Here is a 12,513-nt window from a genome sequence, read left to right on the forward strand (position 1 = left end):
TCCATCCGTCAGGATTTAGAGGACCGCGCCGATCTGCCAGGGCACGAATTCGTGGTCGCCGAGGCCCAGGGCCTCCGACTTCGTCTGTTCGCCCGAGGCAGCGGCGATCAGCCGATCATGGATCTCGCGGCCCTTCTCGGCCAGCGAAACGCCCGTTTCCAGCACGTCTCCGGCATTGACGTCCATGTCCTCGCGCATCGCCCGGTAGAGCCGGTCGCTGGTGGCGATCTTCAAGGTCGGGGCGGGCTTGGAGCCGAAGGCCGAGCCGCGCCCGGTGGTGAAGGCGACGAGCTGGCAGCCGCCGGCGATCTGTCCCGTCGCCGAGACCGGGTCGTAGCCCGGCGTGTCCATGAAGACGAGGCCCGGGCCCTTCACCTGTTCGCCGTAACCGACCACCTCGTTCAGCGGCGTGGCGCCGGCCTTGGCAACAGCCCCCAGCGACTTTTCCAGGATGGTGGTGAGGCCGCCGGCCTTGTTGCCGGGGCTGGGGTTCTGGTCGAGCGAGGCGCCGTTCTGCGCCGCATAGTCCTCCCACCAGCGGATGCGCTCGATCAGGCGGTCGGCGACTTCCCTTGAGGCCGCGCGCGACAGAAGCAGTTGTTCGGCGCCGAAGATTTCCGGGGTCTCCGACAGGACGACCGTTGCGCCCTGCGCCACCAGGAGGTCGCAGGCGATCCCGAGCGCCGGATTTGCGGTTATCCCCGACCAGCCGTCCGACCCGCCGCATTGCAGACCGAGCTTCAGCGCCGAAACCGGTGTCGGCCGGCGGGCGGTGCGGTTCACCTCCGGCAGCAGCTCGCGCACGGTCTCGACGATCCGCTCGATGGTGGCACGGGTGCCGCCGTTTTCCTGGATCGCAAGGCCGTGAAAGCGGGTCTCGGCGCCATCCGAGTAGAGCGCCTTCATCCGCGCCACCTGCATCACCTCGCAGCCGAGGCCGACGAAAACCGCAGCGCCGACATTGGGATGGGTCGCATGGCCCCACAGCACGCGCTGGAGAATCTCCCAGCCCGGGCCGTTTGAGGCCATGCCGCAACCGGTGCCGTGGGCGAAAGCGACGACGCCGTCGATGTTCGGCCAGTCGTCCAGCATGCCGGAGGCGTTGAGGATGTCGGCGGCCCGCCGCACCACGGTCGCCGAGCAGTTCACGGTGGCGACCAGCGCGATCATGTTGCGCGTGCCGGCGCGCCCGTCGGCGCGCTGGTAGCCGAGGAAGCTGCCCGCGATATCCCCGTCGTTGAGACGCGGGATCGCGGCGCGCGCCTCGGCCAGCTTGTCGGAGATGCGGTAGGCGCGCTCGTGCTCGCCGATCTCGCAATTGTGCGAATGGACATGCTCGCCGGCGGCAATCGGGGCCGTGGCATAGCCGATCACCTGTCCGTATTTGACGACCGGCTCGCCCGCCCCGATCGGGCGGCGGGCGATCTTGTGCCCCGGCGCGACGGCGGCCGAAAGCGGCGCTCCCAACTCCAGCGGATCGCTGCCGGCCTCCGCGCGGGCGGCAAGCACCGCGACATTGTCGCGTTCCGAAAGGACGAGCGGCGGACGGGCGGCGAGGCCGGTTTCGGTATCAGGCATGGCGGGTTCCGGGGTGGGAGAGGGCCGTGACGACGCCGCGCAGCTCGGCAAGCCCGCGCATGCGTCCGATCAGAGGATAACCCGGATGGGTGTCGCGGTCGAAGTCCGACAGCAACTCGTGTCCGTGGTCGGGACGGAAGGGGATATCCGCGTCCAGCCGGCCCTCGTCCCAGCGGCGCCGCTCCTCGGCCAGCAAGGCGGCGGCGAGCGCGACCATGTCGGTGTCGCCGGCAAGGTGGGCGGCTTCCTCGAAGCTGCCGTCCGGCTCCTTCGCCACGTTGCGCAGATGCGCGAAATGGATGCGCGGGGCGAACCGGCGGGCGATGGCCGGCACGTCGTTCGCCGGATTGGCGCCGAGCGAGCCGGAGCACAGGGTCAGGCCGTTCGCGAGCGTCTCGTCGCGGCCGAGGATCCAGGCGATGTCGTCGGCGTCCGAGACGATGCGCGGCAGGCCGAGAATGTCGCGCGGCGGGTCGTCCGGATGGACGCAGAGGCGCATCCCCAGCTCTGCCGCCGTCGGCACCACTTCATCGAGGAAGCGGGCGAAATTCGTCCGCAGCGCCTCCGCGTCGATGCCGTCATACAGCGTCAGCGCGCGGCGCAGGGCCGGGATGTCGTAGCGGTCATAGGCGCCGGGAAGCCCCGCCATGATCGAGGCGACGAGCTCCTCGCGCGCGGCCGCATCGCTGGCTTCGAACCACTGGCGGGCGCGGTGGCGCACCTCCTCCGGGTAGTCTTTTTCCGCGCCTTCGCGCTCCAGCATGAACATTTCCAGCGCGCACATGCGCGCCGCATCGAAGCGCAGGCAAGTGCCGCCGCCCCTGACCGGGCTCGCCAGGTCGGTGCGCGTCCAGTCCAGCAGCGGCATGAAGTTGTAGCAGACGGTGAAGATGCCCTCGGCCGCAAGATTGGCTAGCGACTGGCGGTAATTGGCGAAGAGTGGGGCGAGGTCGCCCTCGCCGCGCTTGATGCGCTCGTGCACCGGCAGGCTTTCCACCACCTGCCAGGAGAGGTCGAGGCCGCTGGCGGCGGTCAGGCCCTTGCGGTCGGCGATGGCCTGCCGGCTCCAGATCTCGCCGTAAGGGATCTCGTGCAGCGCGGTGACGATGCCCCGCGCGCCGGTCTGCGAAATCTCGTGAAGCCCGATGCGGTCGAGCGGTCCGTACCAGCGCCAGCTTTCAAGCATGACAGGCCTCGACCATGGTGCGTGCGCCCCGCCCGGCAAGGCCCGCATGGGCCTCGACGAGACGGGTGCGGAACGCCGTGTTGCCGGCAAGGCTTGCCGGAAAGATCTCGCGAAGCGCCAAGAGGGCGGCGACCTTGGCGTTCGAGCCTTCGGCCGCATCGCACAGGGCGCGCAGGCGCTCGGACATGGGATCGCGCACGTCGATGGGGTTTCCCGAAAGATCGGTGCCGCCGACATAGGTCATCCAGGCGGCGACCGCGAGGATGAGGCCCGACATCGGCCGGCCGGCGGCAAGCCCTTCCTCCAGCTGACCGAGAATGCGCTGCGGCAGTTTCTGCGAGCCGTCCATGGCGATTTGCCAGGTGCGGTGGCGGATCGCCGGATTGGCGTAGCGCTCCTTCAGCCGCGCCGCATAGGCGGCGAGATCGACGCCGGGCGGCGGGGTGAGACCGGGCAGGATCTCGTCGGCCCACAGGTGATCCAGAAAGGCCGAGAAGGCGGGATCCGCGACGGTGTCGGCGATGGTCTCGTGCCCGGCGAGATAGCCGAGATAGGCGAGCGAGCTGTGCGTGCCGTTGAGGCAGCGCAGCTTCATCAGCTCGTACGGGGCGACGTCCGCGACGAGTTCCGCGCCGCTTGCGCCAAGGTCCGGCCGGTCGCCGCCGACGAAATCGTCTTCGATCACCCACTGGCGGAACGGCTCGTGCAGCACCGGGCTTTCGTCGCGGCAGCCGATCAGACGGGCGACATGGTCGAGATCGGCCGGGCTTGTCGCCGGCACGATGCGGTCGACCATGGTGGAGGGGAAGCGCCCCTCCGCCGCGATCCATGCGGACAGGGCAGGGTCGATCCGCTCGGCCAGCTCCAGCACCAGGCCGCGCAGCATCGCGCCGTTGTGGGGAAGGTTGTCGCAGGTCAGCACGGTGAAGGGCTTCATCCCCGCATCGCGGCGGCGGGCGAGCGCGCGCACCAGGAAGCCGAGTGCCGAGGCGGGCCGGGCCGGATCGGAAAGATCGGCCGCGATGTCGGGATGGGCGAGCGACAGGCGCCCGGTCGCCGGCTCGTGGCAATAGCCCTTTTCTGTGACGGTAAGGGTGACGATCCGGGTGGCGGGGGCGGCCATCAGCGCGACCACGGCTTCCGGGTCTTCCGGCGCGACGAGGACGCCGGCCAGCACGTCGACGATACGCGGAACCTCGCCGCCGGGGGCGAGCTCCAGCGCGGTATAGGCGAAGTCCTGCGGCGCCAGCCGGTCGCGCTGGTCGGGCCGCTTCAGCGAGACACCGACAATTCCCCAGTCGCCGCCGGATGCGGCCATCGCCTCGGCGACATAGAGGGCGCCGTGGGCGCGGAAGAAGGCGCCGAGGCCGAGATGGACGATGCCGGTGCCGGGGCGGGGACCTTCGCGGCGCGGCTTCAGGCGGGGCAGGTCAGCGGGCAAGCCAGCCTCCATCGACAGGGATCACCGCGCCGTGCACGTAGCGGGCGGCCGGGGAGCAGAGGAAGACGGCGGTGCCGGCAATATCCTCGGGCGCGCCCCAGTGGCCGGCCGGGATGCGGTCGAGGATCGCGGCGGAGCGGTCCGGGTCCTCGCGCAGCGCCTTGGTGTTGTTGGTGGCGATGTAGCCGGGCGCAATGGCGTTGACGTTGATGCCCTTGGCTGCCCATTCGTTGGCGAGGATCTTGGTTATCCCCGCAACCCCGTGCTTGGCGGCGGTGTAGGACGGCACGCGGATGCCGCCCTGGAAGGACAGCATCGAGGCGATATTGACCACCGCGCCGCCCTCGCCGCGCGCCAGCAGGTCGCGAGCGAAGGCCTGGGTGGTGAAGAACAGCGCCTTGAGATTGACGTCCATCACCGCGTCCCAGTCGTCTTCGGTGAAGTCGACGCTGTCCCCGCGGCGGATAATGCCGGCATTGTTGACGAGGAGCGAATGTCCCGTGCCGGCGAAGACGTCGCGGGCCGCCATCGGGTTGGCGAGATCGAGGGTCCGCGAGGTCGCACGGCCGCCGGCAGCTTCGATCGCGGCGACCGTCTCACTGCAGGAGCGGCGGCCGGCGCAGGTCACTTCCGCGCCGGCTGCAGCCAGCGCGAGGGCGATGGCCTGGCCGATGCCGGTATTGGCGCCGGTCACCAGCGCCTTGCGGCCGGAGAGCGAGAAGGAGGTGCTCATTTCATCTCCGCCATGCTGACGAAATCCATGTCCTTGTAGTCGACGTTGTCGCCGGCCATCGCCCAGATGAACGTGTAGCTGCCGGTGCCGGCGCCCGAATGGATCGACCAGGGCGGCGAGATCGCGGCTTCCTCGTTGGCGACGATGAGGTGGCGGGTCTGCTGCGGCTCGCCCATCAGGTGCAGGACGCGCTGATCCTCCGTCATGTCGAAATAGAGATAGGCCTCCATCCGCCGGTCGTGGACATGGGCCGGCATGGTGTTCCACACCGAGCCGTCCTCCAGCGTGGTATAGCCCAGCACGAGCTGGCAGCTTTCCATCACCAGCGGATGGACGAACTGGTTGATGGTCCGCTTGTTGGAGGTCTCGGTAGCGCCGAGCTTCAGGCTGTTGGCCTCCGACAGGCGGATCAGCCGCGTGGGCAGGGTGCGGTGGGCCGGGGCGGAAGTGATGTAGAACCGCCCGCCGCCGGAGAAGGTGACCGGGCCGGCGCCCATGCCGAGATAGAGCACGTCGCCGCGCTCCAGCGTCCAGCTTCCCTCTTGCGTGGAGACCTCGCCGGTGGCGCCGATATTGACCACGGCCATCTCGCGCCGCTCCAGGAAGGTGGCGGTGCGGGTCTCCTCGACCTTGTCGAGGGTGAGCTTGCCGGCGCCCGGCACCGCGCCGCCCAGCACGAAGCGGTCGTAATGGGTGTAGACGAGGCGGATCTCGCCGTCGCGGAACAGGTCCCCGGCATGGAAGTGGCGGCGCAGCTCGTCCGTGTCCATGCCCTTGGCATGGTCCTGGTGGACGGCGTGGCGGGTCTCGACGCTCAGCATGGCGGCTCCTTGAAGGGGTGGGGTTTGCAGGATCAGAGGAAGTCGTCGCGGCGCGGCGTGAAGCCGTCGATCAGGCGCCCGGCCTGAAGGCAGCGGCAACCGTGCACCGCGTTGGACGGGATGACGAAACTGTCCCCGGGGCCGACCTCGAATTCCTCGCCGTCGAGCGAGAAGACGAAGCGGCCGCTTTCCACATAGGTCGACTGGATGTGCGGATGGTTGTGCAGCGGGCCTTCGGCTCCGGCTTCGAAGGTGAAGGCGACGACCATCATCTGCGGGCTGTCGGCGACGACGCGGCGGGTGACGCCGGGGCCGGTCGCAACTTCCGGAAAGGCGGCAAGGGGAGACATGGCGGGCGACATCGGCGGGCTCCGGTTCGATCAGTGGAACAGCGAGGGCAGCCAGAGCGACAGGGACGGCACGTAGGTCACGAGCATCAGGGTCGCGAAGGCGGCGAAGTAGAAGGGCCAGATCGTCCTGACCGCATCCCAGACGGTGATCCGGCCGACGGCGCAGCCGACGAAGAGCACCGCCCCGACGGGAGGCGTACACAGGCCGATGCCGAGGTTGAGGATCAGGATCACGCCGAAATGGACCGGATCGACGCCGAAGGCCTGGGCGACGGGCAGGAAGATCGGCGTGGTGATGACGATCAGCGGCGACATGTCCATGAAGGTGCCGAGGATCAGCAGGATCACGTTGATCAGCAGCAGGACCAGAAGCGGGTTCTGCGAGATGTCCTGCATGAAGGCGACGAGCGTTGCCGGCACCCTCAGATAGGCGAGCAGCCAGCCGAAGGAGGCGGCGCAGCCGATCACCAGCAGCACCATCGCGGTGGTGCGCACGGCCGCGGTGGTCGCCAGCACGAAGTTCTGCCAGTGCATGGTGCGATAGGCGACGGCGGTGATGAAGAGCGCGTAGACGACCGCGATGCAGGAGCTCTCCGAGGCGGTGAAGATGCCCGAACGCACGCCGCCGAAGATGATGGCGATCAGCAGGATGCCGGGGGTCGCGTTGATCAGCAGGTGGCCGACCATGCCCCAGCCCTGGAACGGATCGATGGGGTAGTTGCGCTTCTTGGCGACGTACCAGGCCGCGAACATCAGCGACAGCGCCAGCAGCAGGCCCGGCAGGATGCCGGCGGTGAACAGGTCGGCGATGGAGATGCGCCCGCCTGCCGAGATCGAGTAGATGATCATGTTGTGCGAGGGCGGCAGCATCAACGCGATGATCGAGGAGACCACCGTGACGTTGACGCCGTAGTCGACGTCGTAGCCGCGGGCCTTCATCTGCGGGATCATCAGGCCGCCGATTGCGGACGCATCGGCCGCAGCCGAGCCGGAGATGCCGCCGAACAGCACCGAGGCGGTGATGTTGACCTGGCCGAGGCCGCCGCGCAGATGGCCGACCAGCGCGCCGGCCAGCGCCACCAGTCGGCGGGCGATATCCCCGCGCACCATTAGTTCGCCGGCATAGATAAAGAAGGGGATCGCCATCAGCGCGAAGACCGAGACGCCGGAGTTCAGCCGCTGGAACACGACGACCGGCGGCAGGCCGATATAGACGATGGTGGCGAAGGACGAGACGCCGAGGCAGAAGGCGACGGGCGTGCCGATCAGCAGCAGGGTGGTGAAGGTGCCGAAGAGGATCAACAGTTCCATCGGTCAATCCTCCAGTTCGGTTTCGCCGAAGCGGGCGGTCGGCAGGCCGGCGGCGCGGCGGGCAAGGCGCTCGAGCGAGAACAGGACGATGAGGATCCCGCCGCCGACGAGCGGCAGGAAGTCGAACGCGCCGGAAATGCCGAGCGAGGGCAGCTTGTTGCCGGCGGTCTTTTCGGCGAGTTCCGCGCCGAACCAGACCATGCCTCCGCCGAAGGCGATGACGACGGCGTCGGAGATCGAATGCAGCACCAGCTTGACCTTCAGCGGCAGCACGTAGAGCAGCACGTCGAAGGACAGGTGGTAGCCTTCGCGGATGCCGACGGCGGCGCCCAGGAAGATGAACCAGCCCATCAGCATCACCGATGCCGGCTCCGTCCAGGACTGGCTGTCGTTGAGCACGTAGCGGTAGAAGACCTGGACCGAAATGAATGCGGTCATCAGCACGAGGCCCGTGCCCGACAGCCACAGGGCGATGCGGCCCATGGTGCCCGTGATCCGCGCGATGTCGCGCATTGTCCCTTGCAAGATGCGTCCTCCCGGCAAGAAGAAACCCGCGGCGAACCGGCCGCCGCGGGTTCGAGGTCAGGCAGGGATCACTCGGTCGCCTGGATGCGGGCGACGACGTCCTTCAGCTTGTCGGAGGTCACGTATTTCTCGTAGACCGGCTTCATCGCCTCGATGAAGGGCGTCTTGTCGATGTTGTTGACGATCTTGACGCCGGCCTCGCGGACCTTGGCCTCGGAGGCCGCCTCGCGCTCGGCCCACAGCTTGCGCATGTGCGGGACGGAGTCCTTGGCGGCCTGGCGGATCAGCGCCTGGTCTTCGGCCGAGAGCTTGTCCCAGCTCTTCTTCGACATGACCAGGACTTCCGGCACGATCAGGTGCTCGTCGAGCGTGTAGTAGCCGGCGACCTCGAAGTGGCCGGAGCTCTCGAAGGACGGCCAGTTGTTCTCGGCGCCGTCGATGACGCCGGTCTGGATCGAGGAATAGACCTCGCCATAGGGCATCGGCGTCGCGTTGGCGCCGAGCGCGTTGACCATGTCGACGAACAGGTCCGACTGCATGACGCGGAACTTCATGCCCGACAGGTCGGCCATGTTCTCGACCGGCTTCTGGCGGTTGTAGAAGGAGCGCGAGCCGGCGTCGTAGAAGACCAGGCCGACGAGATCATGGTCGGAGAACGCGTCGAGGATCTCCTGGCCGATCGGGCCGTCCATCACCTTGTGCATGTGGTCGACGGAGCGGAAGATGTAGGGCAGCGAGGGAACCTGAGTCTCCTCGATGATGTTGTTGAACGGCCCGAGCGAGACGCGGTTCATGTCGATCACGCCGAACTGGGTCTGCTCGATCGTGTCCTTCTCCTGGCCGAGCTGGGCCGAGTGGAACACCTCGATCTCGATGCGGCCGTTGGAGCGCTCCTTGACGAGCTCACCGAGATACTTGACCGCCTCGACGGTCGGGTAGCCGTCCGGATGGGTGTCCGAGGACCGCAGGACGATGTCGGCCGCCTGCACCGTCATGGCGGAGGCGGCGAGCAGCCCGAAGGCCGCCGTCATGGTCTTCCAGTGTTTCATGTTCAGTTCCTCCCTAGAGCAGTTTCAGCCCGGTCACAGCCTGTAGGCGGCCTTGACCAGGGTATAGGTGAGGTCGCGTGCGACCTCGTATGCCTCGCCTTCGCCGAGCCTCCCTGTGGCGACGAGTGTGGCGAGGAATGCCGCATCCGACCGCCGGGCCACGTCGTGGCGGGCGGGGATGGAACAGAAGGCGCGGGTGTCGTCGTTGAACCCCACGGTGTTGTAGAAACCGGCGGTTTCCGTCGCCATCTCGCGAAAACGGCGCATGCCCTCCGCGCTGTCGTGGAACCACCAGGGCGGGCCGAGGCGCAGCACCGGATAGGCGCCGGCAAGGGGCGCCAGTTCACGGGCGTAGGAGGTCTCGTCCAGGGTGAAGAGGATGATGGTGAGGCCGGGCTCGTGTCCGACCGCGTCGAGCAGCGGCTTGAGCGCGCGCACGTAGTCGGTGCGCGTCGGGACGTCGAAGCCCTTGTCGCGGCCGTGCCGTGCCAGCACGGCAGGGGAATGGTTGCGGAAGGCGCCGGGGTGGATCTGCATCACCAGCCCGTCGTCGAGGCTCATGCGCGCCATCTCGGTCAGCATGTGGCCGCGGAAGCGGTCGGCTTCCTCCGCCGTGCAGCGCCCGGCCAGCGCCTTGTCGAAGAGGCCGGCGGCCTCGGTCGGCGAAAGGTCCTCGGTGCGGGCGCTGGGCGCGCCGTGATCGGTCGAGGTGGCGCCGTGCTGCTTGAAGAAGGCCCGGCGGGCCCGGTGGGCGGCGAGATAGCCGTGCCAGCTCCTCGTGTCCTCGCCGGTGATCTCCCCGAGACGGGCGACGTTGGCGGCAAAGCCCTCGAACTCGGGATCGATCACCGCATCGGGCCGATAGGCGGTGATAACCCGGCCGCCCCAGCCGCTGTCGCGGATCGTGCGGTGATGCTCCAGCGGGTCCAGCGCCGGTTCCGTCGTGGCGATGACCTCGATGTTGAAGCGATCGAACAGGGCACGCGGTCGGAATTCGGGGCGAGCGAGACAGTCGGCAATGTGGTCGTAGATGCGCGTCGCGGTCTTTGGACCCAGCGGCTCGTCGATGCCGAAGACCTCCTGGAAGGCGTGGTTCAGCCAGAGCGCGGAGGGCGTCCCGCGGAAGAGGTAGAAATTGTCGGCGAAGAGCTGCCAGATGCGGCGCGGGTCGCGCTCGCTTGTCCCGCCGTCGACGCGGGGCACGCCGAGATCGGTCAGCGCGATGCCCTGCGAGCACAGCATGCGGAAGACGTAGTGGTCCGGCACGACGAAAAGCTCGGCCGGGTCGGGGAACGGCTCGTTCAGCGCGAACCAGGCCGGATCCGTGTGGCCGTGGGGGCTGACGATCGGCAGGTCGCGGATGGTCCGATAGATGTCGCGGGCAAGGCCGCGCGTGCGCGGCTCCACCGGAAACAGCCGGTCCTCGTCCAGTAGCGCCATTCCGATCCTCCCTGCCGCCCCGGTCGCGTTTTCCGCGTCTCGTTCTTGGGGCTGGCGAACTAACTAGTAATCTAATATGTTAGTCGACAAGTTGAGTCAACGCCTCCCGAAACAGGGGCGGCGAATTGTCAAACCGGGCGGCAGTCGCTAGGACGAGCCTCCCGGCAAATGCCGGAAAACCGGCGCGGACGACACGTCCGGCAGCGCGGCGCCAAGGCCTCGTCCGATCTTGCGGGCGGGCTGCGGTGGTCGCAGGGAGGGCAGGTGAATGACGGAACAGATCAAGCTCAGGACGCTCGACATGTCGCGCGTGCCGTCCGTGACCGATCTGGTGTTTGCCGAGCTCTACAATCGGGTGGTCGGGCTCGACCTGCTGCCCGGCACCAAGCTGTCGGAGGCCGAAGTCGCCAAGCAGATGGGGGTCAGCCGGCAGCCGGTGCGCGATGCCTTCTACCGGCTGTCGCAGCAGGGCTTCCTGCTGATCCGTCCGCAGCGCGCCACGGTGGTGACGCCGATCTCGGTGGAGGCGGTGCACCGGGCCCGCTTCATCCGCACCGCGCTCGAACTGGAGACGATGCGCGCGGCCATGGCCAACATGACCGAGGCGGAGATGGGCGAGCTGGAAGACATGATCGGCGAGCAGGAAAAGGCGGTGGATCGCGACGACCGGGCCGGCTTCCATGCGCTCGACGACAGCTTCCACAACCGCATCTGCGAGATCGCCGGGCAGGGGCACGTGTGGGCACTGATCCGCGACCACAAGGCCCATATGGATCGGGTCCGCTACCTGTCGCTGGAAAACGGCGCCCGGCTGGCGCTGAACGACCACATCTCCATCCTGGCGGCGGTGCGCGGCGGCGACCAGGACGGGGCGATCACGCGGATGCGGTCGCATCTGGCCCGTATCGCCGGCATCATCGACGATATTCGGGCCGCCCACGCAGACTATTTCGATCCCGACGAGGCCTGAGGAGAGGGGCGCGCCGGTCAGTCCGTCAGGTCATGCGGCCGCGCGCGGCGATATCGATCTGCTGAACGCTGCCATCGGCGCCGAGCAGCCAGGCGCTGTCGAACAGGTTCGTCACCACGCAGCAATGGTTCGGCACGATGCGAACGCGGTCGCCGACGGCGAGGCTGCCGGCGGGAATGTCGACCACCGCATGTTCCTCGCTGAGCGCTGCGATATGCGCATCCGGATGGTCGATGATGGTGCCGTGTCCGGTGAGGCCGAGCAGGTCGGAGGACAGCGCCTTGGAGCCGGCATCGAGCACCGCACGCGTCGGGGTCGGCCGGCTTACGACAGTGGCGTGCACTGTCAGGGCGCAGTCGTCGAGGGCGCAGGCGCCGCGCTCGACCAGCGAGCGGTCGTTGTAGATGTAGGTGCCGGCCCGGTATTCGGTGACGAGGTTGCGGGACCCGCCTTCCGCTTTGCCCGCATGCCACATGTCCGGCGAGCCACCGCTGGAGATTTCCGGGCACTCGATGCCGCGCGCGGCGAGCAGGCCGAGCGCCTCGCCCATGAAACGCTCGACATTGCCGGCCTTGCCGGGGGCGGGGTAGGTCATCAGTCCGGCGAAGACGAGGCCGGGCGCAGCCGCGATGCGGGCGGCGAGATCTGCCGCTTCTTCGGGCGTCTGGACGCCGCAGCGTCCGGCGCCGGTATCGCATTCCACCATCACATGCAGCGTTGCCGCACCGTCCGCGAAGGCGGCGGCGAGGCCGTCCACCGTCGTCTGGCTGTCGGCGACGACGGCAAGGCGGGCGATGCGCCCGGCAAGCGCCTTAAGCCGCGCAAGCTTGGCCTCGCCAAGGATGTTGAAGGTGATGAGGATGTCGTCGATGCCGGCATCGGCCATGACCTCGGCTTCGCCGATCTTCTGGCAGGTGATGCCGCGCGCGCCGGCCTCGATCTGCGCCTTGGCGAAGCGCGGCAGCTTGTGCGTCTTGATATGCGGCCGGCTCTTGAGACCGAGCCGGTCGCAATGGGCCTGGAAGCGGGCGATGTTGGCGAGCGCAACCGCCTCGTCCAGCACGAGGGCGGGCGTTTCGGGCTGGAAGGGCGCGTCGGCGGTCATGGAG

At 68.2% G+C, this 12,513-nt stretch carries 12 protein-coding genes; 1 reads left to right on the top strand and 11 read right to left on the bottom strand.

From position 1 onward, the window contains the following. Positions 1–15: 15 nt before the first annotated feature. From BBX35_RS11020 to uxaC, 10 genes are all read right to left on the bottom strand, one after another. Entirely contained in the window at positions 16–1,578 is a 1,563-nt protein-coding gene (locus tag BBX35_RS11020) for a UxaA family hydrolase (protein ID WP_067219743.1), read from the bottom strand. Continuing rightward, complete coding sequence (gene uxuA / locus BBX35_RS11025) at positions 1,571–2,764, bottom strand: mannonate dehydratase (protein ID WP_067219746.1); 1,194 nt, start codon at positions 2,762–2,764, stop codon at positions 1,571–1,573. The genes BBX35_RS11020 and uxuA overlap by 8 nt, the downstream gene beginning before the upstream one ends. Then, on the bottom strand, positions 2,757–4,205 hold the full coding sequence (locus tag BBX35_RS11030) for a mannitol dehydrogenase family protein (RefSeq protein ID WP_244271607.1): 1,449 nt from the start codon (positions 4,203–4,205) through the stop codon (positions 2,757–2,759). The genes uxuA and BBX35_RS11030 overlap by 8 nt, the downstream gene beginning before the upstream one ends. Next, positions 4,195–4,938, bottom strand: a complete 744-nt coding sequence (gene kduD, locus BBX35_RS11035) for a 2-dehydro-3-deoxy-D-gluconate 5-dehydrogenase KduD (RefSeq protein ID WP_067219749.1) — start codon at positions 4,936–4,938, stop codon at positions 4,195–4,197. Before kduD ends, BBX35_RS11030 begins: the two co-directional genes overlap by 11 nt. Then, a complete protein-coding gene (kduI, locus tag BBX35_RS11040) occupies positions 4,935–5,759 on the bottom strand; it encodes a 5-dehydro-4-deoxy-D-glucuronate isomerase (RefSeq protein WP_067219752.1) in 825 nt (274 codons plus the stop codon). Before kduI ends, kduD begins: the two co-directional genes overlap by 4 nt. A gap of 32 nt (positions 5,760–5,791) precedes the next feature. After that, the gene (locus BBX35_RS11045; protein WP_067220002.1) at positions 5,792–6,109 is read right to left on the bottom strand and encodes a cupin domain-containing protein; all 318 of its coding nucleotides are present in this window, start codon (positions 6,107–6,109) and stop codon (positions 5,792–5,794) included. Positions 6,110–6,139: 30 nt separating this feature from the next. Next, the gene (locus BBX35_RS11050; protein ID WP_067219755.1) at positions 6,140–7,420 is read right to left on the bottom strand and encodes a TRAP transporter large permease; all 1,281 of its coding nucleotides are present in this window, start codon (positions 7,418–7,420) and stop codon (positions 6,140–6,142) included. 3 nt (positions 7,421–7,423) lie between these two features. Continuing rightward, positions 7,424–7,933, bottom strand: coding sequence for a TRAP transporter small permease (locus tag BBX35_RS11055; protein ID WP_083206208.1), 510 nt, complete (start codon positions 7,931–7,933; stop codon positions 7,424–7,426). Positions 7,934–8,013: 80 nt separating this feature from the next. Beyond that, positions 8,014–8,994, bottom strand: a complete 981-nt coding sequence (locus BBX35_RS11060; protein WP_067219759.1) for a TRAP transporter substrate-binding protein — start codon at positions 8,992–8,994, stop codon at positions 8,014–8,016. A gap of 33 nt (positions 8,995–9,027) precedes the next feature. Continuing rightward, positions 9,028–10,434, bottom strand: a complete 1,407-nt coding sequence (uxaC, locus tag BBX35_RS11065; RefSeq protein ID WP_067219761.1) for a glucuronate isomerase — start codon at positions 10,432–10,434, stop codon at positions 9,028–9,030. Positions 10,435–10,702: 268 nt separating this feature from the next. On the opposite strand from uxaC, the gene BBX35_RS11070 reads away from it, so the two are divergent. Further along, the gene (locus BBX35_RS11070; RefSeq protein ID WP_067219764.1) at positions 10,703–11,404 is read left to right on the top strand and encodes a GntR family transcriptional regulator; all 702 of its coding nucleotides are present in this window, start codon (positions 10,703–10,705) and stop codon (positions 11,402–11,404) included. A 25-nt stretch (positions 11,405–11,429) separates the two neighbouring features. Here the strand turns inward: BBX35_RS11070 and BBX35_RS11075 are convergent, their stop codons facing one another. Then, the gene (locus BBX35_RS11075) at positions 11,430–12,509 is read right to left on the bottom strand and encodes an alanine racemase (RefSeq protein ID WP_067219766.1); all 1,080 of its coding nucleotides are present in this window, start codon (positions 12,507–12,509) and stop codon (positions 11,430–11,432) included. Positions 12,510–12,513 lie beyond the last annotated feature (4 nt).

This window comes from Stappia indica, from assembly GCF_001696535.1.
In the GTDB taxonomy this organism is placed as follows: Bacteria; Pseudomonadota; Alphaproteobacteria; order Rhizobiales; family Stappiaceae; genus Stappia; species Stappia indica.